Origin of the sequence: Pseudarthrobacter phenanthrenivorans Sphe3, from assembly GCF_000189535.1 — a bacterium.
Classification (GTDB): Bacteria; Actinomycetota; Actinomycetes; order Actinomycetales; family Micrococcaceae; genus Arthrobacter; species Arthrobacter phenanthrenivorans.
In genome coordinates, this window is sequence record NC_015146.1 from 96,357 (window position 1) to 120,402 (window position 24,046).

General features: G+C 64.4%; 27 protein-coding genes, 1 pseudogene and 1 riboswitch. Of the genes and pseudogenes, 19 read left to right on the forward strand and 9 right to left on the reverse strand.

All coding sequences use genetic code 11. From position 1 onward, the window contains the following. Positions 1–170: 170 nt before the first annotated feature. The 3 genes and pseudogenes from ASPHE3_RS20215 to ASPHE3_RS20225 all read left to right on the forward strand — a co-directional run. Positions 171–974 (forward strand): annotated as a pseudogene (locus tag ASPHE3_RS20215) (IS256 family transposase); the annotation flags it as partial. Positions 975–1,019: 45 nt separating this feature from the next. Continuing rightward, the gene (locus ASPHE3_RS20220) at positions 1,020–1,310 is read left to right on the forward strand and encodes a transposase (RefSeq protein WP_013599941.1); all 291 of its coding nucleotides are present in this window, start codon (positions 1,020–1,022) and stop codon (positions 1,308–1,310) included. A gap of 5 nt (positions 1,311–1,315) precedes the next feature. After that, the gene (locus ASPHE3_RS20225; RefSeq protein WP_013603024.1) at positions 1,316–2,338 is read left to right on the forward strand and encodes an IS3 family transposase; all 1,023 of its coding nucleotides are present in this window, start codon (positions 1,316–1,318) and stop codon (positions 2,336–2,338) included. 297 nt (positions 2,339–2,635) lie between these two features. On the opposite strand, the gene ASPHE3_RS20230 is transcribed toward ASPHE3_RS20225, so the two are convergent. The 6 genes from ASPHE3_RS20230 to ASPHE3_RS20260 all read right to left on the reverse strand — a co-directional run bounded on the left by ASPHE3_RS20230 (position 2,636) and on the right by ASPHE3_RS20260 (position 8,162). Next, positions 2,636–2,971, reverse strand: coding sequence for a helix-turn-helix domain-containing protein (locus tag ASPHE3_RS20230; RefSeq protein WP_041653706.1), 336 nt, complete (start codon positions 2,969–2,971; stop codon positions 2,636–2,638). Continuing rightward, positions 2,968–4,074: a tyrosine-type recombinase/integrase gene (locus ASPHE3_RS20235; protein ID WP_013603026.1), complete on the reverse strand. Its 1,107-nt coding sequence runs from the start codon at positions 4,072–4,074 to the stop codon at positions 2,968–2,970. Before ASPHE3_RS20235 ends, ASPHE3_RS20230 begins: the two co-directional genes overlap by 4 nt. 400 nt (positions 4,075–4,474) lie before the next feature. Next, on the reverse strand, positions 4,475–4,927 hold the full coding sequence (locus ASPHE3_RS22185) for an META domain-containing protein (RefSeq protein ID WP_167536970.1): 453 nt from the start codon (positions 4,925–4,927) through the stop codon (positions 4,475–4,477). 112 nt (positions 4,928–5,039) lie between these two features. After that, complete coding sequence (locus tag ASPHE3_RS20250; protein ID WP_013599276.1) at positions 5,040–6,395, reverse strand: site-specific integrase; 1,356 nt, start codon at positions 6,393–6,395, stop codon at positions 5,040–5,042. A 172-nt stretch (positions 6,396–6,567) separates the two neighbouring features. Further along, positions 6,568–6,912, reverse strand: a complete 345-nt coding sequence (locus ASPHE3_RS20255; RefSeq protein ID WP_012311535.1) for a helix-turn-helix domain-containing protein — start codon at positions 6,910–6,912, stop codon at positions 6,568–6,570. Then, complete coding sequence (locus ASPHE3_RS20260; protein WP_013603027.1) at positions 6,909–8,162, reverse strand: tyrosine-type recombinase/integrase; 1,254 nt, start codon at positions 8,160–8,162, stop codon at positions 6,909–6,911. Before ASPHE3_RS20260 ends, ASPHE3_RS20255 begins: the two co-directional genes overlap by 4 nt. 1,085 nt (positions 8,163–9,247) lie before the next feature. Between ASPHE3_RS20260 and ASPHE3_RS22785 the strand changes: the two genes are divergently transcribed. Continuing rightward, complete coding sequence (locus ASPHE3_RS22785) at positions 9,248–9,694, forward strand: YcnI family copper-binding membrane protein (RefSeq protein ID WP_013603029.1); 447 nt, start codon at positions 9,248–9,250, stop codon at positions 9,692–9,694. Next, positions 9,679–9,981 (forward strand): DUF1775 domain-containing protein, encoded by a 303-nt coding sequence (locus ASPHE3_RS22790; protein ID WP_013603030.1) that lies wholly within the window; start codon positions 9,679–9,681, stop codon positions 9,979–9,981. The genes ASPHE3_RS22785 and ASPHE3_RS22790 overlap by 16 nt, the downstream gene beginning before the upstream one ends. 252 nt (positions 9,982–10,233) lie before the next feature. Here ASPHE3_RS22790 and ASPHE3_RS20275 read toward each other — a convergent pair whose 3' ends face one another. Continuing rightward, positions 10,234–11,001 carry an NlpC/P60 family protein gene (locus ASPHE3_RS20275; RefSeq protein WP_013603031.1) on the reverse strand — a complete coding sequence of 256 codons (768 nt, stop codon included), beginning with the start codon at positions 10,999–11,001 and terminating at the stop codon, positions 10,234–10,236. A gap of 3 nt (positions 11,002–11,004) precedes the next feature. Continuing rightward, a riboswitch (cyclic di-AMP (ydaO/yuaA leader) is annotated at positions 11,005–11,182 on the reverse strand. Positions 11,183–11,487: 305 nt separating this feature from the next. Between ASPHE3_RS20275 and ASPHE3_RS20280 the strand changes: the two genes are divergently transcribed. The 12 genes from ASPHE3_RS20280 (at position 11,488) to ASPHE3_RS20335 (ending at position 20,874) form a co-directional block, all read left to right on the forward strand. Continuing rightward, a complete protein-coding gene (locus tag ASPHE3_RS20280) occupies positions 11,488–12,348 on the forward strand; it encodes an SURF1 family cytochrome oxidase biogenesis protein (protein ID WP_013603032.1) in 861 nt (286 codons plus the stop codon). 72 nt (positions 12,349–12,420) lie between these two features. Then, entirely contained in the window at positions 12,421–12,747 is a 327-nt protein-coding gene (locus ASPHE3_RS20285; protein ID WP_013603033.1) for an ArsR/SmtB family transcription factor, read from the forward strand. Then, positions 12,744–13,580 (forward strand): cation diffusion facilitator family transporter, encoded by an 837-nt coding sequence (locus tag ASPHE3_RS20290; protein WP_013603034.1) that lies wholly within the window; start codon positions 12,744–12,746, stop codon positions 13,578–13,580. Before ASPHE3_RS20285 ends, ASPHE3_RS20290 begins: the two co-directional genes overlap by 4 nt. 3 nt (positions 13,581–13,583) lie before the next feature. Beyond that, entirely contained in the window at positions 13,584–13,898 is a 315-nt protein-coding gene (locus tag ASPHE3_RS20295) for a hypothetical protein (RefSeq protein WP_013603035.1), read from the forward strand. A gap of 8 nt (positions 13,899–13,906) precedes the next feature. After that, positions 13,907–14,389 carry a signal peptidase II gene (gene lspA / locus ASPHE3_RS20300; protein ID WP_041653603.1) on the forward strand — a complete coding sequence of 161 codons (483 nt, stop codon included), beginning with the start codon at positions 13,907–13,909 and terminating at the stop codon, positions 14,387–14,389. Between the two features lie 4 nt (positions 14,390–14,393). After that, positions 14,394–15,143, forward strand: coding sequence for a cytochrome c biogenesis CcdA family protein (locus tag ASPHE3_RS20305; protein ID WP_013603037.1), 750 nt, complete (start codon positions 14,394–14,396; stop codon positions 15,141–15,143). A gap of 172 nt (positions 15,144–15,315) precedes the next feature. Further along, positions 15,316–17,391, forward strand: a complete 2,076-nt coding sequence (locus ASPHE3_RS20310; RefSeq protein ID WP_013603038.1) for a cytochrome c oxidase assembly protein — start codon at positions 15,316–15,318, stop codon at positions 17,389–17,391. An 85-nt stretch (positions 17,392–17,476) separates the two neighbouring features. Next, complete coding sequence (locus tag ASPHE3_RS20315) at positions 17,477–17,881, forward strand: ArsR/SmtB family transcription factor (RefSeq protein ID WP_049786164.1); 405 nt, start codon at positions 17,477–17,479, stop codon at positions 17,879–17,881. Then, a complete protein-coding gene (locus ASPHE3_RS20320) occupies positions 17,878–18,795 on the forward strand; it encodes a cation diffusion facilitator family transporter (protein WP_013603040.1) in 918 nt (305 codons plus the stop codon). Before ASPHE3_RS20315 ends, ASPHE3_RS20320 begins: the two co-directional genes overlap by 4 nt. Then, complete coding sequence (locus ASPHE3_RS20325) at positions 18,795–19,490, forward strand: DsbA family protein (RefSeq protein WP_013603041.1); 696 nt, start codon at positions 18,795–18,797, stop codon at positions 19,488–19,490. The genes ASPHE3_RS20320 and ASPHE3_RS20325 overlap by 1 nt, the downstream gene beginning before the upstream one ends. Positions 19,491–19,553: 63 nt before the next feature. Beyond that, positions 19,554–20,168: a hypothetical protein gene (locus ASPHE3_RS20330; RefSeq protein ID WP_013603042.1), complete on the forward strand. Its 615-nt coding sequence runs from the start codon at positions 19,554–19,556 to the stop codon at positions 20,166–20,168. Positions 20,169–20,262: 94 nt separating this feature from the next. Continuing rightward, positions 20,263–20,874, forward strand: coding sequence for a copper resistance CopC family protein (locus tag ASPHE3_RS20335; RefSeq protein WP_013603043.1), 612 nt, complete (start codon positions 20,263–20,265; stop codon positions 20,872–20,874). Positions 20,875–20,945: 71 nt separating this feature from the next. On the opposite strand, the gene ASPHE3_RS20340 is transcribed toward ASPHE3_RS20335, so the two are convergent. Further along, on the reverse strand, positions 20,946–21,422 hold the full coding sequence (locus ASPHE3_RS20340) for a hypothetical protein (protein ID WP_148258201.1): 477 nt from the start codon (positions 21,420–21,422) through the stop codon (positions 20,946–20,948). 171 nt (positions 21,423–21,593) lie between these two features. Here ASPHE3_RS20340 and ASPHE3_RS20345 point away from each other — a divergent pair, with 171 nt between their 5' ends. After that, positions 21,594–22,271: a metal-dependent transcriptional regulator gene (locus ASPHE3_RS20345; protein ID WP_013603045.1), complete on the forward strand. Its 678-nt coding sequence runs from the start codon at positions 21,594–21,596 to the stop codon at positions 22,269–22,271. A 21-nt stretch (positions 22,272–22,292) separates the two neighbouring features. Here ASPHE3_RS20345 and ASPHE3_RS20350 read toward each other — a convergent pair whose 3' ends face one another. Next, a complete protein-coding gene (locus ASPHE3_RS20350; protein ID WP_013603046.1) occupies positions 22,293–23,543 on the reverse strand; it encodes an Nramp family divalent metal transporter in 1,251 nt (416 codons plus the stop codon). A gap of 138 nt (positions 23,544–23,681) precedes the next feature. On the opposite strand from ASPHE3_RS20350, the gene ASPHE3_RS21780 reads away from it, so the two are divergent. Continuing rightward, positions 23,682–23,879: a hypothetical protein gene (locus ASPHE3_RS21780; protein WP_013603047.1), complete on the forward strand. Its 198-nt coding sequence runs from the start codon at positions 23,682–23,684 to the stop codon at positions 23,877–23,879. Positions 23,880–24,046 lie beyond the last annotated feature (167 nt).

The following is a 24,046-nucleotide window of genomic DNA, read 5'->3' on the forward strand; positions in this document are numbered from 1 at the left end:
GATATAGCCGACTTCATCGACCTATGCGGACATCCGCATAGGTCGATCTATGCCGAGCCCGCGACTATGCCGAGGCGGGAGTGTCTGAATAACGGTGGATCCGGGGTTGGCCTGACACGCCGGGCGGTGCCTGGCGGGGAGGACTGATCATGAGCGAAACCATGGATCCCATGGCGACTGATGTGGATCAGCAAGAGTTAGCGCAGCAGCTCCTGGCACAGTCCAGGGAGCAGGGAATCGAGCTCGTCGGCCCGGGCGGGCTGTTGAACCGGTTGACGAAGAATGTCCTGGAGACCGCTCTGGAAGCGGAGATGGACGAGCACCTCGGTTACGGCAAACACGACGTGTCCGGCCGCGGCAGCGGGAACTCCCGCAACGGCACCCGCACCAAGACCGTCATGACCGAGATTGGACCGGTGGAGATCGAGGTGCCGCGGGACACAGGATCGACGTTCGACCCGCAGATCGTGAAGAAACGACAGCGGCGGCTGACGGGCGTCGACGAGATCGTGTTGTCGCTGAGCGCGAAGGGCCTCACCACCGGGGAGATCGCTGCGCACTTCGGCGAGGTCTTCGGTGCCCGGGTCTCCAAGGACACCATCTCGCGCATCACGGAGAAGGTCATCGCCGAGATGACCGAGTGGCAGAACCGGCCCCTGGACCGGGTCTTTCCGGTGGTATTCATCGACGCTATCCACGTCAAGGTCCGGGACGGGCAGGTCACGAACCGGCCGGTCTACGTCGCGATCGGAGTCAGCGTCAACGGAGAACGCGACATCCTCGGCCTGTGGGCCGGGGACGGCGGCGAAGGGGCGAAGTTCTGGCTCTCGGTGCTGACTGAAATCAAGAACCGGGGCGTCGAGGACGTCTGCATCACGGTCTGCGACGGGCTCAAAGGCCTACCCGAGGCCATAAACGCCGTGTGGGAGTTTGCTGTGGTCCAGACCTGCATCGTGCACCTGATCCGCAACACTGAGGTGTACTACTGATGTGAGACACAGTTTGAAAGGATTGTGCTCATGTCTGCTCGACTTACCTATTCCGATGAGTTCAAGGCTGATGCCGTTGAGCTCGTGGTTTCATCTGGGCGTTCACCCGCCTCTGTCGCTCCGGAGCTCGGCATTTCCGTTACCGCGTTGAAACGCTGGGTGCGACTGTCCCGTGAAGGGCAAACGGAGGGCGGCGGCAAACCGGATGATCCGGTGGATCCTGCGAAATACAAGGCTTTGGAGGCACGGCTGCGCGAGCTGGAGAGGGAGAACGATTTCCTGAAAAAAGTTTCGGCGTTCTTCGCCAAAGAACAACGGTAGAGGACTTGTACCGAGTTGTTCAGGAGAAGAACGCCGACTTCCCGGTGGCCTGGATGTGCCGTCAGCTTGATCTCCCACGGGCCACGTATTACCGGTGGCTGGACGCCGCAGAAACCCCGACCGCGCTCCGTCGCCGGGAGCTGACCGATCAGGTGAAGACCGTCTTCGATTCCTCCGACGGGATCTTCGGCCACCGCATGGTCCACACCAAATTGGCCGCCGCCGGCATCGAGGTTTCAGTGGGTACCGTGGCCGGGATTATGGCCGAGAACGGGTGGGTCGCCAAGCGGATGCGCGCCTTCAAGCGCACCACCATCCCCTCAGATCCGGACAAGGTCTTCGCGGACCTCATCGGCCGGGACTTCACAGCAGAAGCACCCGGAACGCGCCTGGTCGGAGACATCACCTACCTGCGCACTGACGAGGGATGGCTCTACCTGGCCACCGTCATCGACCTGTGCACCCGCATGGTCGTCGGCTGGGCTATGGCTGAACACATGCGCGCTTCGCTGGTCACCGGGGCCCTGACGATGGCCAGAGACCGCGGCCATTTGAGTCCCAACGCGATTTTCCACAGTGATCATGGAACGCAGTACACGTCACGCGAAATGGGCGCCTGGTGCGCCGGGAATAACATCCGCCAATCCATGGGCGCCACCGGGGTGTGCTGGGATAATGCCGTGGCGGAATCGCTGTTCTCATCGCTGAAAAACGAGTTTTACCATCACCACCCGCCAGGACGCCAGACTGGCCACTATGCGCTACATCGAAGTGTTCTACAACCGCTGGCGGCCTCACACCAACAACGAAGGCCTGCCGCCGGCGACGGCTATGGCCAACTTCACAACCAGAAACCAACAGCTTCCCGCTGCTGCCTGACCGAAAAGAAACTACGCGACTGTCTCACATCCTTGACACACCTCACATCGACAATTCTGCTGGCTGTTTCGGGGTCGGAAGATTCTGTCAGCAGTTGCTCATTGAGGTCCTCCCGGAGGGCGCAGCGGGCGCAGATACCGCGTCGGTAGAACTCACCTTCAACATTGCAGCGGGTGCAGTGAAAGTCATGGAGGATGCCGGCGCAGGGCGCGCAGCGTGGCCCTCCGCTGATGTCCGGTGGCCCGGGTAGAAGTCTGTGCTGGCCGCACTCCGGACAGGTCCCGTGGGTGCGGGTGGCGGCGGTGAAGCAGGGCCCGCAGATTCGGCCTTCGGGCCAGGTGGCGCGGGTTCGGCCGGCGGTTCGGCCGCAACGTGCGCACGTCGCGGTCCCGGTGGTGCGGGGCCGGCCGCGGCTGGTGCTGCGGGGGCTGAGGCCTTCGGGTTTGTCAGTGGTCATCGTCGATGATGCGTGCCCGGCGGGGCCTGACGGTGCGGTTCAGGTCAACGACGTTGGGGGCGCTGGTTCCGGTTTTGCGGGCGCGGGCGTCGGCGGCTGTGACGGTGATGAGGTCCTCGGGTCCGCAGGAGAATATGTCGCAGATCGCGGCGATGACCTGCAGCGCGACGCGTTCGGGTTTCTGGTTGACGAGACGGTAGACCTGTGGCCGGGACAAGGTGATGCCGCGCTCGGCCAGCAGAGGGATGAGGTCGGTGGTGTTGTGCAGTCCCCGTGCTGCCATGAGCTCGGAAAGCCGCCACTTGTATTCGACTTCGCGCCTCACCATTGACCCCTCATCTGCACGCCCAGGACTTCATCCATGGTGCGGTCCAGCGCCGCCCGGAGGGTCGCGTTGCGGAAGTCGTCGCTGACGAACTGGTAGATCCCGGTGGTGGAGGCGTGTTCGTGGCCCATCTGATGTTGCACGAATCTAGGATCCCATCCGTCCTCCAGCAGGTGCGTTGCGTAGGAGCGCCGGAGCGAGTGCAGGTCCAGGCCATCCATTGGCAGGCCTAGCTCGGCCAGGTAGCGCCGGAGCCGGCGCAGCAGGGTGGACTCACAGATCAGGCCGCCGCGTTCGCTGGGGAACAGGTCCAGGGTGTCGAGCGTGCCTCGTCCGTTGGCGAGCCAGTCCTCGATGACACCGGCGGTCCAGTCGAAGACCGTCAGCACGCTGCGGGGTTTGTGCGGGGAGCCCTTGCGTGATTTGCCGAACCGGACCTTGCAGACGCCTGCCTTGCCGAACCTTCGTGCTTGGGGGTTGGTCGCAAAGTCGATGGTTTGCAGGTGCCTGAGTTCGTTGAATCTGAGCCCGTATGAGTAGGCGACTTTCAACATGACGGCGTCCCGGTAGGCCGCCTGCCAGCCTTTCTTGCCTGAGGCGGCGATGACTTCGACCTGGTCGTCCGCGTGATCGAAGAGCATCTGCAGTTCCGTCTTGGTGAAGGGCCGCTTGGAGGGGCGTCCCTCGTACTCCTGTGTGTGGGAGGCGGTGTTCCAGTCAAAGAAGACCTGGGACGGGTGCGTTCCGAAACGCTGTTCGCAGACCCGGTCCCAGCCGTAGTCGGGGTTCGACACGTATGACGTGAACCGGCGGAGCGTGGACTGGTAACCGCGGACGGTGGAGTGCTTCAGCCGGTGGATCGAGCGGAGGTCACCGAAATACTCCTCGACATGCTCCGGTGCCCAGTTCCACGGGAACTCGTTCACGTGGTTGACGAACCGGCGGACGCACTCGATGCCCTTGTCGATCGTGTCGAACTGGAGGTTCCTAGAGAGCTGCTGGTTGCGCCACCCGGTCAGCATGTCCTCAAGCGTCTGTTCCTCGGGATGCAGCAGCTGAACAGCGCTCAGCTGCAGCACACGCCCGGACGCGTCGACCGCCATTTTCGCCCCACAGTTCCGTCAAAGTTTGTGCTCAGATCCTGAATCAATGATTCATCAAATGCATCACCAGCACAAAACCGCAGGTCAGGCGCTCGTATTGGCCGCTTCGGGGCTGCGTGCTGCAGCCGTCAGGAGCGCTTGGGCCGCGACACATCAAAGCCGTCAGTCCGCAAATTCCGCGCAATCTCAAGGAAGTTAGAGAACTCCTTGCGGACCTGGGGGATCGAGACGATTGATTCATCTGATGCAATACGCAGGGTACAACTGGGTAAGCGGGTTATCAGTTTGGGGCTTATTCTCTGTCCCCCGGCGGAGTCCAAGGTGTTGTTGATAACTGCTTGAGGTCACTGCCAAAGCGTCAGACCAAGTGGGCGAAGGGTCACGCCCAGACCAGGGGCTGCTATTTGCTTTTGAAGCTGAGCGTGTCCGCTCCGGCGGTCCAAGTCAGGGTGTCCTGGACGAACGCCATTTCGATGGGCCGGCTTAGGAATTGCATGACCCATTGCTCCTGCGCAGAAGACTCGCCGGCGCAGCCCATCGCCCCGACTGCGGGTTTGTCGAGTGTGAGGGTGTTCCCGTTGATCACCGCCGGAGCGCTGATCGGATTGCACGGGGTTTTCGCCCCGAACTGGAGCTCTCCGTTGACGGAATAAAGTTCCACTCTCAGCCCGCCTGCCGCAGCCCACGGCAGGTCGACGCCGTTGGATGTCGCCGAAATGCTGACGTATTGCGAACATGCGGCGGTCGGCAGGAATGACGCGCATGTCGCCGCGGGAGGCGTGGAAACGGTCGGGGAAGGCGTGCTGACGTCCGTCGCCGCTTGGTCGATGGTGCCTGACGCGCACGAAGTCATGAGCAGGCTGAGAGATAGCAGACAAAAACTGTTTCGCCATAATCGTGAATGCTTCATCGATTCCCCCTGAAGATGGAAGCTGGTCGGAGCCTATACGCGGGCGCGGGCTTTGTCACTGGGTTTCTTCCGCCGGTTGGTCGCGGCTGCGTTCTCGGGTGAAGTGGGGGTTCTTGCCAACGACGTAGCTTGCCATGGGTGCGCTGGTGGCTCCCGCGTGGCGGGACAGAGTCTGCTTGCTGTATCCGAGCATGCGTGCGAGTGAGGTCGCGTCGATTTCTTTGACCAGGCTCTGCAGGGTGGCGTTGCGGATGCCCTGGATGTTGACGCCCATCCCGCGAAGCTTTAGCAGGTGGGTGTTGGGGGAGCGGGGGGATCCTGCGCGGACGCCCGGGAAGAGCCAGCGCGTGTCGCGGTTGACTGTCTGCTGGCCGCCGCGGTTCTGGAGGTGGGCCCAGAACATGGGTGCCAGCAGCTCGGGGATGGGCGCTGGGTACCGGCCGAGATTGAGAAACATGCCCTTGACGGTCACTTCGACGTCGTCGATGGTGAGCATGGCAATTCTGCCGATGGGGATGCCATAGAGCAGGAAGATCAGCCCCGCGATGCGGATCGAGACGGCGACGTTGTCGGCCTCGATGAGCTTGCGGACGAGGTCCAGGCGTTCCTGTTGGCTGAGGACAGGTGTTGTTCTGGCCAACCGCGCAGCGACCTGGATGTCCTTCCCTGGCGTTTCCCGCTTGAGGTATTGGATGAAGTTCCGGATATGTCGCCGGGTCGAGGTGCCCTCGGAGAGGTATTCGTCGAGATGCATCTGGCGGATGGAAGATGCTGTCCTGCCGTGCTCGTCGTGGAGCCAACGGAGGAACTTTCCCGCCTCGGTGATCTCCTGTTTCGCCGAGCGCACGGCGTAGTTCATGTTCTTCGTCGCGGACGATTCCGCCCGAAGCCTTTTGAGGTGATGCCAGCGCGCAAAACGCTCGATGGGTGCGTGGATTTCCGGTGTAGTGGAGAGCTGGTCGAGGCGTTCTTCCAGCCACTGTTCAAACATGGCCAGCTGACGGTCTTCCTGGGCGGGAAGGATCCGGTTGTGGGTGAGGATTGCCCGGAGGTGCTCGACCGCCGGCGTCTTCGGAAGCTCGTCGAAGGCCTGGTGGGAGAGTTCGATCTCTCGGTCGCCGATTCGCTTGAGCAGTGACGCGGATCGACCGCCGTGGCCGCGCAGCCAGGTGTAGATGCTCTCGGGCCGGGTGGAGTCGGTCAATATCTTGATCAGGCGTTTTAGCCGCAGGTCGGGCGGGTCATTTGGCCTGAGGAGCTCGGTCAGATCGGTGGTGAGTACGCAGGAGATGCAATGCCCGCCGCGGAAGCGCTCAGCCTCGCGGCCGCAGTTGTCACAGGTGAGGTTCGTCGTGATGCCGGCGCACTCCCGGCAGATGTCCTCGCCTGTATCGGTCCGGCCGGGGAGCATTCTGTCGGCGCCGCAGAGCGGGCATCGGCCGTATCGGTGGGTTGCGTTCGTGAAGCAGATGCCGCAGATGCGTCCGTCTGGCCAACGGACCCGGATTTTTCCGGTGGTCTTTCCGCAGCGGTCGCAGCCCTCGCTCGTCCTGTTGGAGCGGGGACGGCCACGCGGCTTGAACTCACTGCTCATGGGGGCGGGTAATGCGCGCCCGAACCGGCCGGTAGGCGGCCAGAAGGGGGACATCCGTGCCGTCGCCGACCGCGGTTCGACGGCGCTGAGTGCGGGCGTCCGTTGCGGTGTAGGTGAGGATTTCGTTGGCTTCGACCTTGAAAATGTCGCAGAGCGCAGCCAGGACCTGGAACGAGATCCGATCCGGGTTCTGGCCGACGAGCCGGTAGATCTGCGACTCGGAGAGCGTAATGCCGCGCTCCCGAAGCGGAGCAACAAGATCACGGCTGTTTCGCATCCCGGCGCGTGCCATCAGCTCCTTGACGCGAAACTGGTAGTCGATCTGACGGTTCATCGTGGTGTCTTTCCGGAAGGCGTTGTGGGTTTGGTCAGCACCCTGCTGTTGCTGGCCAGCAGGGTGCTGTTGAGAACGCGTTCGAGTTCGCGTGCGGCATAGTCGGGGGAGGGCAGGGTGTAGATCGTGGTCGTCGATGTGTGCTCGTGGCCAACCTGCATTGAGATGAACTTGGTGTCATATCCGTGCTCGGTCTGCATATGCGTGACATAGGACCGGCGCAGGGAGTGAAGATCAAGCCCCGGCGGAAAGCCGAGTTCATCAAGGAACCCGCGCATCCGAGCCCGGAGGTTCTTTTCCGGAACCAGGCCGCCACGGTCAGTCGGGAAGAGGTCGCCGACAGGCTGCCCATACCGGGGAAGACCGCGCCTGACCCAGTCATCAACCGCCTCGGCCGCCCAGTCCAGAAGGGTCAGGACGGACCGCTGTTTCTTGGGGGAGCCCTTCTGCGGCTTCCCGAACCGGACGCGCAGAATGCCGTAGTCACCAAAGTACGGGGCCTTAACATTGCGGGAAAAATCCACGAGGCTGAGGTGACGAAGCTCGTCGCGCCGAAGGCCCCAGCCGTAGGCGGTCTTGAAGGCCACGGCGTCACGCCAGGCGGCAAGAGCGCCCTTGCGCCCCGAATTAATGATCCGTTCGACCTCCAGGTCGGCCAGGTCGAAGAATGCCTGCAGCTCCTCGAGAGTGAAGGCACGCTTCTCTGGACCCATATCGGCATCCTGGACGTGCCGGGCCTTGTTGAACTCGGTGATCACCTGGGAAAAGGTGGTCCCGAAGAGCCGCCCGCAGTTCTCGTTCCACGGGTATTCAGGGTTGGTCGCATACTCGCAAAACAGCTTGATGTCCGTCTGGTACGCCCGGACGGTGGAAAGGGCAAGGTTCTCAACACCGCGCAGATGGGCGAACAGCTCATCCGCGTCGACCGGGCCCCATTCCCACGGATACTTGCCCGAGAAGTCCGACAGGCGCATCACCGAGGCGACCCGGCGCTTGGTCGTCTGCAGGGTGAAGTTCTGCGCCAAGTGGGATCTCTTCCACCCGGTGAGCACCTCGCTCAGGAACGCGTCACGATCCGGCTCCCGATTCGGCAGCGGCAAGAACGCGAGACCGCCGAACTTATCACCCAAGAAGCCTCCAATGCCGACTGCAAGTTTTGCAGTCAGAATGCAAAAAATGCAAACTGCGAGCCCAGGATGCCTGATACGACGCCAATTTGTGGACATGCAGCGCAGCACGTCCGGGCTCACCTGAACGGATCCCTGCCGTGACCAGACAAACAAACCGGCCGCTCACAGCCGTTATCTAGGCCTAAACAAGCCGTTATCGAGAGTGGACGTATTCGCAGAAATTGCGAACAACCTTTTTACTACTTTACATAATATCCATTATCGGCCTTTAAGCCTCAGGGTATGCAGGTGCCGTGCGGACTCCGCGTGTAGCAATTCGCCCGTCACCTCCGGGTCCGAGTCGGGACATGACAAAATAGCTAGTCCCAGCGCCTCAGCGGTCGGCGGCTCGAGGACTGACGGCTCCCACCGACGGTTTACAAGATATTTCCGGGGTCGTTCCCGGATGCTGGGGTCGAAGGAAGTTCACGATCCCCTCGGACTGGAGGCGGAGATGAGTGCAGGCGTACTGCGTCTCGTTCGTCCCCTTTTGGTGGCGGGGACGGTGTGGTTGTTCGCGGCGGGTGCGCATGTGCTCGGTGGCGGTACGCTCCCGGCGGCGGAAATTTCGGTGGCGCTGTTCGCGCTGGTTCTGGCAGCCGTGACGTTGGTCTTGGGGCGTCAGTGGTCCTTGGGGAGGATTGCGGGCGTCGTTGGAGTCGGGCAGGTGCTGCTTCACGAGGCGTTCAGCTTCCTTTCCCGCCAAACATCCTGCGGGACCTCGCCGCACGGCGGCGGGCATCATGCCGTGCAGGCGGGCGCGTGTCTGGCCCAGGCGCCAGAACCTCTCCTGCACGCGGACACAGGACTCTCCATGTCGCTGGCGCACCTTCTGGCTGCGGCCGCGACTGCGATCATGTTGAGCAGAGCGGAAGCAGCGCTGTGGCGGGTCGCTGCCTGGCTGCTTCATCCCCTGACACGAACCCTTCAGCCTGTCACCGTACTTCTCACCGAAGCGCCCTGTGCTGGATCCGGCACACGCCCTGTACCCACGTCCTGGCGGAACCTCCGCGTCGACGGGATCCGTGGACCGCCGAGATGCGTGGTTCCCTTTGGCTGGCCTGTCTGAGTGCTTTGTGGTTGGAGGGAACACGGCTCCCGTCAATTACACATTTCGCTGCCCGGCATCACTTCCGATCCGGGCGGCAGCCAGCAAAGGATTTCCCATGAGTACCAAAAATCTGCATTCGCTTAAACTAGTTGCCGTTGGGGCAGCTACGGCGGCTCTCATGACGTTCGGCCTCGGCGCGGCGTCCGCCCATGTTTCGGTGACTCCGGACGCCACTGACGAAGGCGGAACCACACAGGTGACGTTCAGGGTTCCCAGTGAGTCGAAGACGGCTACCACCACCAAAATCAAGGTGGACCTGCCCACCGCTACCCCGTTCACGTCAGTCCGGGTCAAGCCTGTCCCTGGCTGGACCGCTGAGCTTGTCAGAGGGGCGCTGCCGCAACCGGTAACCGTGGACGGCGCCACCATTACCGAGGCGCCGTTGTCCGTGACCTGGACCGCCAACGATGCGCAGAGCCAGTTGTCGGCTGACCAGTACCAGATGTTCTCGTTGTCCGTGGAAGGCTTCCGAAGTCCGGTACTACCGTGGCGCTGCCTGTAGCGCAGTCCTACTCTGACGGCACCGTCAGGAACTGGGATGACCCGGTGGTTGAGGGCCAGGCCGAGCCGCAGGACCCCGCCCCGTCCTTTGTGACTACTGCTGCTGCGGCAGGCCCGGACGGCCATGGGTCCACTACGGCGGCGCAGACGGCCGCAGTGCCGGCTGCCTCGGTGAGTACCGACGCGCCCGCCTCAATACTGACTTGGGTAGCTTTGACCGCAGGGCTGCTCGGGCTGGCCGCAGGAGTTGCTGCACTGTTCCGCGCCGGCAGGACCAGGAAGAGCTGAGCCCACCGCCTGGTGTCGCTGCCGCAATAAGCCCGGCGGCACCGGGTGGCGTTCTTTCCCGGCCGGGAACGCGAGTTTCCCTTCGGAACGCCCAGCCAACAGCGCCTGAACAGGCAAACGGGGCTTCAAGAGTTAAAAAGCGGGTGCCCGGTTTCCCACCGCAAGGTCTCCAATCGCATGCGGCCGCGGGCATGCTGAAGGCCGGTGATTCAGTGCCCCCAAGGCATTGGATCACCGGCCTTCAGTGGTTTGTTAGCCTGCGCGTACGAACGAGACAGCACCCTTTGAGGTCATCCACGTCAGGGGGTGGACGGCGGTTTCGTTCTTGCCGTTGAGGCCGGAGCTGAGCACCTGGCCGTTGCCGACGTAGATTCCCACGTGCCCGGGTTGGACCACCATGTCACCGGGCTGGGGCTCACTGACCACGGTGCCGTAGTTCATGAACTGCATCGGGCCGAGGTCCCCAACTCGGATTCCGGCGGCGTTCAGGGCGTTCTCGACCAGTCGCGTGCAGTCCTGGATCATGCCGATCTGCGCGTAGGCGGAAGACACCATCGTGGCGTTGATTGCGCCTGCTGCCGGAGCGGCAGCCGGAGCTGCAGCAGCGGGGGTAACCGTCACCTGCGCCTTGGCCGGCGCGGCTGCCTTCGCTGCCGCAGGGGCGGTTGTGGCGGGGACCGCGACGACTGGCTTCGGTGCTTCCACGACCGGCGCCGGCGTGGTTTCCACGACAGGACGCTCATAAGAGATCTGGACGGTGGCATCGGCGCTGAGCGGTGCCTGTGCCTGGCTGACAACTTCGAGGGTCGAGGCTGGCTCCGCGTCGCGCTGGACCGGGGCGTCTGCGGCCTGGGCGGCGGCAATGCCGCTGGTCAGCACGAGACCCGAGGCGGCCGCGATGACAGCGGCCTTGCGGCTTACACCGCCGGCGTTGTCCGCCACGGATTTGGACAGCGCGGCAAGGGCGCTGGTTTGGACGGGGACCGCGCGGCGGCGGCCGTGAGCTTTGCGCATGGGCATGAAAGGGCCTCTCCCACTGCCTGCGAGGTTAGCTGTCGGATTCGGATGGGAGGCACCCGGCCGCGTTGATGCACGGATGCATCAGGCACGGCTTCACCCCAAGGCCTGCGAGCAGGCCGCTGTTGGGTTCCCCGTCTCTGCCGGACGATTTTGCGAACGGATCCTGAGGCAGCGGCAGAGTTAGGCAAGTCTGCTCAGGAGTGCCGCATTCGGAGAAACCGGCACGGTTTTAGACCGTACGGCACAACAGCAACGTTTGTCACATTTCCATAACGGCACCTCCTGTGCTCTTGATGGGATGGCCGCCGGGTCCATTGACCTCCGGACCTGCAGCAGGAGGCATGACCGTTACGCTGAAGGAGTGTGTGCCTCCAGAATCGCAAACCTTGCCCCCGCGCCCGTCCGGTCGGTCACGGCCTCTGACCGGAGCCAGTGCCGCGCGTTGCGGGAATTGGCCGAAGCGGCAGCCCAGGGCCAGGGCAGGCTATGACATACCGTTTCCTTTTCACCCGTCGCTGGGTCGGCTTCCTGCTTCTGGCCGCCATGGTTGCCGCAGCGTGCGCCGGGCTAAGTAAGTGGCAGATGGACCGCAGAAATCAGGCCGTCGCTGAAATCCGCCGCGTCCAGGACAATTACGACAAGAATCCCGTGCCGTTCGCAGTTGCCAAGCAGTATTTCGAAACCGCCGATCCTGAGGTGAAGTGGAGCACCGTTTCAATCACCGGCCAGTACCTGACACAGGATCAAAGGATTGTCAGGAACAGGCCACAAAATTCGGCACCAGGGTATGAGGTCCTGGTTCCGTTCCGGGTTGCCTCCGGGGAGACCATCGTCGTGAACAGGGGATGGCTGCCGATCGGCAACGCCAGGGCCGGGTACCCGGACCTTGTTCCGGACCCGCCGGCTGGAAACGTCCAGGTGGTCGTCCGGCTGAAACCCTCCGAACCGGAACTGGATGGACGGACAGCCCCGGAGGGACAGCTACCCAGTATCGCCCTGCCCGCCTACGCCCGGCAACTCAGTTACCCACTGCTGACGGGCAGTTACGGGCTGATGGCAGCGGAATCGCCGGGTCGCAACGTGGCACCGGCGCAGCTCTCCGCACCAGCCGTGCAGGAAGGATCAAACCTTTCCTACGCGCTGCAGTGGCTGACCTTCGGAATCCTTGCCTTCGTCGGCTTTGGGTACACCGCCCGGCAGCAGGCCCGTATCGCACGGGAAGAACGTGAAGACCAGGCCGAGGACCCCTCTGAGGCGGTCCTGGAGGCCCGCCGGGAAAGCCGGGCCGGCAAGCGCAACAGCTCCGACGAGGAAGAAGACGCCATCCTGGACCGTATGGGCATCTAGGGATTCATGCTTTCGCGGCAGGGGTTGGCCGACCTTTTACATTGATACATCCTGGAATGTACTCTCGAAGGTATGGAAACCCTCACGCACGCCCCGGTGCTCGCGCGCTTCGGCTACGCGGTCTCTGATCCGACCAGGGCCAGGATCCTGCTGGCTCTGGCTGACGCGCCCGCCTACCCGTCCGACTTGGCAGACACCCTCTCGGTCTCGCGGCAAAGCATGTCCAATCACCTGACCTGCCTGCGCGGCTGCGGTCTGGTCGTGGCTGTTCCGGACGGGCGCCGGACCCGGTATGAACTGGCCGACGCCCGGCTGGGCCACGCGATCAGGGATCTGCTAGGTGTGGTGCTGGCCGTTGACCCGGCCTGCTGCGCTCCGGACGGGACGTGCGTGGCATGAGCGCAACACTCCAGCCTGCGCCGATGACACAGCGCCGCGCAGTCCTGAGTCGGCGCATTCGACTCTTCGCGGCCGCGACCATCACGTACAACGTCATTGAGGCCGTCGTGGCCCTGTGGGCCGGGAACGTCGCGGACTCCTCGGCGCTGATCGGCTTCGGTCTGGACTCGGTGATCGAGGTCGCCTCCGCGGTCGCCTTGTCCTGGCAGTTCTCCGCCAAGGATCCCGAGCGGCGCGAACACCTCACGCTGCGGATCATCGCGTTCTCCTTCTTCACCCTGGCCCTGTTCGTTACCGTGGATTCGGTCCGGTCCCTGACCGGGGGCGGGGAAGCGCAGCACTCGACCCCGGGCATCGTGATCGCCGCCCTGTCCCTGGCGATCATGCCGGTCTTGTCCTGGGCGCAGCGCCGCGCCGGCCGGGAACTGGGGTCCCGGACCGCGGTGGCAGATTCCAAACAGACCCTGCTCTGCACGTACCTTTCCGCGGTCCTGCTGGTAGGCCTGGTCCTGAACAGCACCCTGGGCTGGTGGTGGGCCGATGCCGGAGCCGCGCTGGTGATCGCCGCGATCGCCGTCCGCGAAGGCATCAACGCCTGGAAGGGTGATGTCTGCTGCACCGTCCCCGGCGCCGACGCCCACCACGACGACTGCTGCGCACCCTCCACGAAATCGGGCAAGGACTCTGTTGCTGCCGTTACCACCTCCCCTACGGGCGGTTCTTCGGCAGCGGCAACACCAGCTGCGGCGTGCTGTGAGGGTTGCGGGTCAGAGCCGGTGATTCAGCCCGGGCCCGGCAGTATGGCCCTTCCCTTGGTGCGCCGGGACGACTGAGCAGTGTCCTTTGAACTGCGCACGACACCGGGTTGCCCGAATTCCTCGCCGGCGCTGGAGCTTTTCCATGCTGCGCTGCGGGCAGAAGGTCTTGACCCCGGCCTCGTGACGGTCCTGGAACTGACCTCCGAGGCCGAAGCCGCTGCCCTCCAGTTCCATGGCTCCCCGTCATTCATCAGCGACGGGCGGGACCTGTTTCCTTCCGCGGCAGGAACCGGTCTCAGCTGCCGGGTCTATCCGACCGGCAGTGGCCTGTCCGGTCTGCCGTCCCTTGAGTCACTTCGCACCGGCGTCCGCGGCCCGGGGGCGGCCGCGTGAACGGTCTGATGACAGGGCAGGCCCGGTCCGCCCGTCGCCTGCTGGCATTCTCGGCGGCCGCCCTGGCCGTGCTGGACCTGCTGGTCAAGTTCGTTGTACTGCAGGCGCTGGGCCACGGCAGTCACGGCAGCGCCCTGGACTTCGGCTTGTTGAACGTTCGGGTCGCTTACAACACCGGGGTTTCCTTCGGCCTCGGGGCCTCGCTGCCGCCATGGACGGTTGCCGCGGCCACAGCCGTACTCGTTGTTGTGCTGGCCGTGTTTTTGTTCCGGTCCGCCCCGCAACGGACGGCTCCGTCACGGGCCGGCGCAGCCCTTCTGCTCGGCGGCGCGCTCGGGAACCTCGTGGACCGGCTGGACGGGGCAGGAGTCGTTGATTACCTGCACACCGGCTGGTTCCCCACGTTCAATCTGGCCGACGTTTTCGTTGTGGCCGGGGCCGGGCTGCTGATCCTGGGATCTGTGACCGGCCCGGCAAAGAAAGGAACCTGAACGGGTGGACATCGGTGAATTCTTTGCCTCGACCGTGTTCTCCGGGGCACTGGTCCTGGCACTGCCCTTGGCCGCAATTGCGGGGCTGGTGTCGTTTCTCTCGCCCTGCATCCTGCCGCTGGTCCCGGGCTACCTGGGCTACGTCTCCGGCCTGACCGACCCGCGACAGCCCCACAACCGGCGACGGGTGCTGACCGGTGTCGGCCTCTTCATTCTCGGTTTCGGCGCGGTCTTCACCCTCTACGGTGCCGCCTTCGGCGCCGTCGGATCATGGCTGGTGCGCTGGCAGGACCCGCTGATGAGGATCCTCGGCGTTTTCGTCATCCTGATGGGACTGGTGCTGCTGGGCAGGTTTTCCTGGCTCCAGCAGACCAAGAAGCTCCGGTCCCCCATCCGCGGGGGCCTGACCGGTGCCCCTTTGCTGGGCGTCGTGTTTGGCCTCGGCTGGACCCCATGCATGGGACCGACGCTCAGCGCAGTCCTGAGCCTGAGCGTGACTGCCGGTAACGCCTGGCGCGGCGCCCTGCTGGCCTTCGTCTACTGCCTGGGACTGGGCATCCCGTTCGCCCTCGTGGCCCTGGGCCTGAACTGGGTATCCCGGGTGCTGAAGGTCGTGCGGGCCCACATCCGCAAGGTGAACATCGCCGGGGCGGTGATGCTGGTCGCCCTCGGCGTCCTGATGGTTTCAGGGCTCTGGGTGCAGTGGATCTACCAGCTGCAGAACCTCGCAGGCACGTTCCTGATGCCGGTCTAGGCTGCCGCCCGTCCATGCCGGGGCAACATGGCGCACAGCCTGTCCCCCAACGCCTTGATGGAAGTTCTTCTACAGCCGGTAGAATTAAGAGCGGCGCCGTGGTGCCTCTCGGACTGCCGCCCGCTCCGGGCATTACCGGCAGTACCCACATAAACAGCTTTAAGGATTCATTGTGTCCGCTAGGTCCACGGGAACACCAGCACCGAAACTGTGGTGGCTTGCCATTGCCGGCCTGATCGCCATCGCTGTCGTCGTAGCAGCCACCGTGTATGGCAGAGGCGTACTGCCAGCCGAAACACGCGACCCGGGCGCGCTGGTCAGGTGGGGTTACGGCATCGTCCAGACCATCCACAACATTTCCGCGGCCGCCACGATCGGCGCCCTGGTCTTTGCCGCCTTCATCGTCCCGCCAGCGCTGTCACCGCCGCGGCGAAGCAAGCCGTCCGGCCGGGACACGGAGACTGGCGCCCCCGAACACCCTGCCTTCACCCGCATCATGCTGCTGGCCTCTGTTGCCAGCATCCTCTGGACCTTCTCGGCGCTGGCCGTCATCGTGTTCAGCTTCGCCGACATCGCCGGAATCCCGATCTCAGGCAGCTCCCAGTTCGCTTCCCAGCTGGGGTCCTACGTGACCGAACTCCCGACCGGCGCGGCCTGGCTGTTGGTGGTGGTCATCGCCGCGACGGTGGCGACGGCGACGTTCGCGCTCCGCTCCCCCGCAGGGCTTGCCGCGACCGCGGTGCTGGCCATGGGAGGGCTACTGCCGATGATCCTGATCGGCCACGCCGCCGGCGGCACCGACCACGAACAAGCCATCAACTCCCTGGGCCTGCACCTGGTGGGTGTCAGCCTGTGGTTCGGAGGCCTGATCGCCCTGGCCGCCGCCGGCACCGCCCTGGGCAAAGACACTGTGGCCGTCATCAAGCGGTTCTCCACCCTCGCCGGGTTCGCCTTCATCCTCGTCGTTGCCTCCGGGCTGATCAACGCCGCCATCCGCCTTGACCTGCCCACCGGGCTCGGATCCCCGTATGGCGTGCTCCTGCTGGCCAAAACGGCCGGCACCCTGATCCTGGGCGGCCTCGGACTCCTGCACCGCACACGGCTCATCCCCGCCCTGACCGACGCCTCCGGCACCGCGCGGACGGGGCGGTTGTTCTGGCGGCTCATCGTTGTTGAAGTGCTCATCATGGGCGCGGTCAGCGGACTTGCCGCTGCGCTGAGCCGCACACCTCCTCCGGGCGGGGAGGTAATTGAACCCGCGCTGACGCCGGCGCAAATCCTCACCGGCTACCTCCTCCCCCCGGAACTGACCCCGGAGCGGTGGTTTACGGTGTGGCGGCCGGACTGGCTCTGGATCGCCGTCGCAATCACCGCCGCCTACCTCTACCTCCGCGCGGCCCGAACGCTGAACCGGCGCGGCGACAGCTGGCCCTGGATCCGTTCCGTCCTGTGGCTCATCGGCCTGGCCGCCCTGGTGTTCTTCACCTCCGGCGGCCCCTCGGTCTACGGGCGGGTGCTGTTCAGCGCCCACATGCTCGACCACATGGCCCTGACCATGATCGTCCCGGTGTTCCTGGTCCTCGGCGCCCCGGTCACCCTGGCCCTCCGAACCCTGAAGCCGCGGCACGACGGCACCCGGGGCCCGCGGGAATGGGTCATGGCCCTGGTGCACTCCCCGGCAGCGGCCATAGTGACCCACCCGCTCTTCGTCGCAGCGAACTTCGCCGGCTCCATCGTGCTGTTCTACTACTCCGATGCCTTTGGCTTCGCACTGCGCGAACACGCCGGGCACGAACTGATGACGGTCCACTTCGTGATCACCGGCTACCTGTTCGTCCTGTCCATGATCGGCACCGACCCGCTGCCCCGCCGCGCCCCCTACCCGCTGCGGTTGTTGCTGCTGCTCGCCACGATGGCCTTCCACGCCTTCTTCGGCGTCACCCTAATGGGCTCCACCACGCTGCTGCAGCCGGACTGGTTCACCGGCCTGGGCCGGGACTGGGGTCTTTCCCCCCTGGCCGACCAGCAGATGGCCGGCGCCATCACCTGGGGCATCGGCGAGGTTCCCACGCTCCTGATCGCGATTGGAGTCGCGATCATGTGGTCCCGCTCCGATGCACGCGACATGCGCCGCATCGACCGGGCCGCCGACAGGAACCACGACGCCGAGCTGGACGAATACAATGCGATGCTCGCCAAATTGGGCGCCAGAACCAACCGCGCCCCAGGCAAACCCGGCCATGACTGAATCCACCGCAGCCCCGCTGCAATCCATGCGGCCGCACGTTAATACAGAACTAGCTGAATCCATTGATTTCTGTATCATTGGGCGTATGCGTATCCTTTCCCCGATCGAAGTCCTGGCCCGCTTCGGCAGGGCTCTTGGTGATCCGACCCGGGCCGCGATCCTGATGGAGTTGCGGACCGGCCCCGCGTTCCCGTCTGATCTCGCCGAGCAGATCGGGGTGAGCCGGCAGATCCTGTCCAATCACCTGGCCTGCCTTCGGGACTGCGGGCTCGTCGCAGCCGAACCGGACGGGCGGCGCGTCCGCTACGAGCTCTCCGACGGCAGGCTCAGGCACGCCCTCGATGATCTGCTCTCCACCATCCTCACCGTTGACGCCGTCTGCACCTGCCCTGACCCCGAATGCGAACAAGCAGCCGATGCCCCCGCCCCAGATGCACAAGCGGCTCCGGCAGCCCCTGCCGTGCCGGGTCCGATAGGAGTCCAGGCATGAGCGGGCACAGCCACGACCACGCCGGAAGCGGAGCCGGCCAGCGCGGAAAGCTGATTATCGTCTTCGCGATCACCTTCGCGGTGATGGTGGCGGAAATCGTCGGCGCGTTGCTCACCGGGAGCCTGGCGCTGCTGGCGGACGCCGGGCACATGTTCACTGACTCGGCAGGGTTGCTGATCGCGTTGATCGCCGCGTCGCTGGCGCTGAAACCGGCGACGCTGAAACGCACCTGGGGCTACAAACGCGCCGAAATCATCGCCGCGGCGTTCCAGGCTGCCCTGCTGCTGGGCGTCGGCGGCTTTGTCATCGTCGAAGGTATCCGCAGGTTCTTCGAACCCCCGGAAATCGCCGGGTCAACCATGCTCTGGTTCGGTGTCATCGGCCTGGCGGGCAATGCCGTCGGCCTGATCGTCCTCGCCTCCGGCCGGAACCATAATTTCAACATGAAAGCGGCCTTCCTGGAGGTCCTTAACGACGCCCTGGGCTCCGTTGCCGTCATCGTCGCCGCGATCGTCATTGCACTCACGGGCTGGGTCCAGGCTGACGCCGTCGTGTCGCTGCTCATCGGCGTGCTGATCATCCCCCGCACCCTGAAGCTGCTCCGGGACACCGTGAACGTCCTGATGGAAAACGCCCCCGCCGGGCTGGACCTGGGCGACGTACGCGACCACATCCTGGCCCTGCCCCACGTCATCGACGTCCACGACCTGCACGCGTCCCTCGTCGGCTCGGGCACCCCTGTGCTCTCGGCCCACGTCACCGTCGAAGACGGCTGCATGACCGATGGGCACGCGGCGACGATCCTGGCTGACCTGCAGCGCTGCGTCGCCGAACACTTCGACGTCAGCGTCGAACACTCCACCTTCCAGATCGAACCAGCCTCCCACCGCGACCAGGAAAGCATCCACCACTGATGTCACAGACAAAAACCACACCCGCCAAGACCACAACGGGCGCGGCCAGGAAGGCCCGCCTTGTCATCTGGATCCTGCTGGGCGCCATCGTGGCCGCCGGCGCGATCTGGTACGCCGTGTTCACCCTGAACAAGCCGGAGCCCGCGGCGGTGCAGCCCGCGGCCGAGGTGGAGCTGGTCCTCGAGAACAGCCACCGCGTGACCTCCCCGAGCACCGAAAAGGCCCAGTTGGTCGAGTTCCTCGACTTTGAATGCGAGGCCTGCCGGGCGGCGGAACCGGTCGTCGCGGAACTCAAGGCCGAATTCGGTGACGAGGTCACCTTCATCCACCGCTACTTCCCCCTCCCGGGGCACAAAAACTCCGGCCAGGCCGCGCTGGCTGTGGAAGCGGCCGCGCAGCAGGGCAAGTACGAACAGATGTACGCCAAAATGTTTGAAACCCAGCCCCAGTGGGGCGAAAAGCAGGAGTTCCAGAACGCCCTTTTCAGGACATTCGCCGAGGAACTCGGCCTGGACATGGAACAGTACGATGTCACCGTCGCTGCCGAAGAAACCAAGGAACGGATCCGCAAGGACATCGCCGACGGCAAAGCACTCGGCGTGACCGGGACCCCGACGTTCTTCCTCAACGGCGAAAAACTTACCCTGAATTCCGTGGAGGAATTCCGCCAGAAACTCGCTGACGCCACAAAGTAGAACCAAGACCTCGCCCAGGCGGACACCTTGGCGACAGTCTCTGCCGGAAGGAGCGGTGCGCCCGTGACACCTCAGCGTGCACCGTTCCGGTTGCTGCGCACGGCCGGCGTGGCGGCGTCGGTCACTTCCCTGGCCGCTGGAGCGCACCTGTTCGGCGGGGGCCGGCTTCCCCCGGCCCCTGTACTGGCAGCCTGCACCGCCCTGGTCGTCCTGGCCGTCGTGATTTTCACCCGCTGGAAGCTGCGGGCGCCCGTCCTGGGCATGGTCCTTACCGGCGGGCAGGTGCTGCTGCACTCACTGTTCTCTGCGCTCTCCGGTGCAGCAGCGGAAGCGTCATCGGTGCCCACTGCCCTGTCCGCGGGTCATCGGCACTCCGGATCGGGTGCCTTGGCTGCCACACCTGCGGCCTCGGAGATCCACCTGCACCTGCCCTGGGAAATCGGTCCTGCGATGCTCACCGCCCACCTTGCCGCGACACTGGCCACTGCCCTCATGCTGGCCAAGGGCGAAGCGGCCCTGTGGGCGCTGGCAGCCTGGCTCCGGCCGATCCTGTTCCCCGTCCCCGCCACCTTCGTTCACCCCGCGGCCGCGCCGGTCCTGAACCGGCGGCAAGCCCCTATACGGTGTCGACCCGTAGGGCGCGCACATCCGCGCCGCGGGCCGCCGGGCACCGCCTGACCCACGCTTCACCGCCTCGTAACCACCACGGCCTCGCGCACCGGCGCGCGCTTAATGGAACGCCGGCACCACATTCTTACGAAGGAAAACCACCATGAAACTCCGCCCCACTTACCGGTTCCGGCTCAGGTTGGCAGCTGTCGCAGCGCTGCTGGTTCCTGCCGCATTGACCGCTTCCCCCGCCCTGGCCCACGATGCCCTTTCATCAACGGCGCCGGCCCGGGATGCAGTAGTGACAACAGCGCCCGATGCTGTCTCGCTGACTCTGAATCAGCCACCCACTGAATCCGGGTCCTTGAATTTGAGTGTCATCACCGTCACCGACGGTGCCGGGACCACCGTGTCCGACGGCACCGTAACGGTCGACGGGCCAACATTGTCGACCAAGACCGCCCCCGGAGCACCCGGCACCTACACGGTTCTGTGGCGGGCCGTCTCCTCCGACGGGCACCCCATCGAAGGTAAGTACTCCTTCACCGTCCAGGCACCGGCCGCGGCAGCACCAGTAGCGTCAGCGGCCCCCTCAACGGAAGCTGCCCCGTCGGCCGCCCCTACCGCGACCTCAGTTGCGAATGCGATGCCGACCGCCCCGCGGCCCAACGATGACAACGCGCCGCTGGCAGTGGGTATCGCGTTCGGGGCGCTGGCTGCAGCTCTGGGCATCACCATGTGGGTGCGGCGCAGAAAAGCCAACCGCGGAGCCTGACATCTCTTCACCCCTTCCGGCGTTCATTGAACACCGGAAGGGGTGACGTGCTCCGATCGGTCCTCGTTGGTTCAGGGCCGGGGTTCAATTGTCCTGTCGCTGGCAGCACGCCGGCCGGCGAGCATCCTGAGCACGATCGCTGTTACGGCTGCGATTGCCATGGCCGCGAAGCACACCGCTCCGGCGTTGTAGAGGATCTGGGCGAACCCGGGCAGCGGCGCCGACACGTCAGCGGCGATCATGATCGAGGCATAGTAGGCGGCCGTCGCGGCCAGCCATAGCCCACCAGCTACCACGATTGCCACTGACCAGCGTGAGAACCAGCGCTTCCCAGCCTGATAAGAAACAGCAACAGCGAGCAGGACCACCCCGGCAACGGCCAGCAGTTGGGCAGGCAGCAGAAACGGGCCGGCGATAAGGCCGACCGGGAGGCAGAGCCCACCAATCATCAGCAGCCGGCGGGCAGCCAGAGGCATGCCCCCGGACTGCGCCGGGGTGGGGTTTGCCGCGGTCCGCGGGGCCTCGGGCGTGGTGTTTTCCGATGTCATCGCTTTTCCCTTGATCATTCGTCGTGCATCTGGCCCGTTGCGGCCGCAAGAGCAGATCGTCAGGCGCGTGCTTCCCGGGCCCCTGACGACAGTACAGGACCAGGTGGATCGACAAGTCCAGACTATCCTGCCCGGACGGCCGCTCCGGCGCCGGTCGTTAGTATCAGAACCATGCCTTTTTCGGATCTGACTTCCTCTGCCCAGGACTATCTGAAGCTGATCTGGACCGGCACCGAGCGGTCCGACGTTCCGGTGACGATCGGCTGGCTGGCCAAAGGCCTGGGCGTCAGTGCCTCCACCGCTTCTGAAGGAGTCCGCAAACTGGCCGACGCGGGCCTTGTCACCCACGCCCGGTACGGACATGTGGAACTGACAGCTGCCGGCCGGGAGCACGCCGTGGTCATGGTACGAAGGCACCGGCTCCTTGAGACGTTCCTGGTTCAAATATTGGGCTACAGCTGGGATGAGGTCCACGACGAGGCAGACGTCCTGGAACATGCCGTCTCCGAAACCATGATCACCAGGCTCGACCAGCTCCTGGGCCATCCGGCACGCGACCCGCATGGAGACCCGATCCCCCCAACGGAACCTGCGGCAGAGCCGGGTGCTGAAATCCCACTCTCCGCGGCACCAGTTGGGCCGGCGCTGACCCTTGTCCGTGTCTCTGATGCCGACCCTGCCCTGCTCAAATACTGCGCCGGTCTGGGACTACTGCCCGGAACGGACCTAACGGTCCTCGAACCCCGGCCCTTCGCAGCAGGAACGACTATCCGTTTAGCCGGGCACGATGCGGGCATCGAGATCGGCCCGGAGGCAGCGGAGGCGGTCTGGGTAACAACACGCAGCTAACCCAGCCCGGGAACCGGGTTGTTAGGACTGCCCGGTGAAGGTTAGAAAAATGAGGACGCAGTTAAGCCCGACGATCAGCGTCGCACTGGTCCACCCGGCGATCTTCAACGGGGTGGAGTCAGTATGGATACCCATCACCTCGCGCTTGCCCGTCAACCTGATCAGCGGAATCAACGCGAAAGGTATCCCGAAGCTGAGCAGGACCTGGCTCAGCACGAGCGCCAGGGTCGGTTCAATGCCCGCCCCCAGAATCACCAGGGCGGGAATCAACGTAATTACCCGGCGGGTGAGCAGCGGCACCCGCACCTTCAGCAACCCGCCCATGATGGTCGCCCCCGCGTAGCAGCCCACGGAGGTCGAAGCGAGCCCTGAAGCAAGCAGCCCGATCGCGAAGACGACACCGATCACCGGTCCCAAAGCCGCGGTAACAGCCGAGTGGGCCCCGGCAATGGTGTCGGTGCCTTCCACACCCCGCAGGCTCGACGCTGCCAGCAACAGCATCGCGATGTTCACCACGCCCGCCAGCATCAAAGCTCCTGCCACATCGAAACGGGTGGCCCGGATAAGCCTGATGCGCACCATCGGGTCAGGAGAGAATCCGTGCCGATCACGGGCCAGGGCCGAATGCAGGTAAATCGCGTGGGGCATGACCGTGGCGCCGAGCATGCTGGCCGCGAGCAGGACGGTGTCCGTCCCTTCGAACCGCGGCACCAGCCCGCCCAGTGCGCTTCCGGCATCAGGTGGGTTCACAAATAGGCCGGAGACGAATCCCACGGCGATGACCCCGAGCAGGGTCAGGATCGCCAACTCGAAGGATTTTTGGCTGCGGTGTGACTGCAGTGCCAGCAACAGCATGGACGCCACACCGATGATGATCCCGCCGGTCAGCAACGGAATCCCGAACAACAGGTTCAACGCCACGGCGCCGCCAATAACCTCTGCCATGTCCGTCGCCCCCGCGACAATCTCCGCCTGAGCCCAATACGCCCGGCGCCGCTTGGTCCCCAGTCGCTTGCCTAGGATTTCCGGCAGGCTCAGGCCGGTTGCCAGCCCCAGCTTGGCTGACTGGTACTGCACGAGGACCGCCATGGCGTTCGCGGCGACTAACACCCACACCAGCAAATATCCGAAGCTTGCCCCGGCGGTCAGGTTGGCAGCGACGTTGCCCGGATCGACATACGCAATGGCGGCTACAAACGCCGGCCCCAGCAATAGCAACCGCGACCATACCCGAGGGGTTACTGGGCGATCGGTAAGAGTGGGGACTGCCATGATGTAATCCTCGTCATTGGGGGACTGACTGATACGACGAGGATAATCGAATTTAGGGGTACCGAAAAGTAGTTTTTAGGCAGCCCTACGCTGTGTCCTTGTTCAGTTGGCCGGCGGGGTCACGAAGGCGCAGACAAGATGTTGTCCCAGGCCGGCGCCAGGGCTGCGGCGGCCCGGACCAGATGTTCCGGGCAGTTCCAGTCGATGCGGTTTTTGAGGTCAATGCCGTTCCCGGACCGGTGGGCCCCGTTCTTCGAACCCACCATGAGACTCAACGATGTCTACGCCTACCCCACCAAGCACTTCGACTTCCACGCCCGCCAACTCAGACTTTGACGTCAAGCTAGGGCACACCCCAACCTGACGTCAGCCAGAGCCGGAAAGGACGTCAGAGTAGGGTCCAAAGGAGCTTACTGCACGCCCTTGGCGCGTGGTTCTTAGATCTCAGCCTGACGAAGTCCAAGCGCAGTAGGTAGGTCCTGTCATTTGCAGAAGTCGTCTGC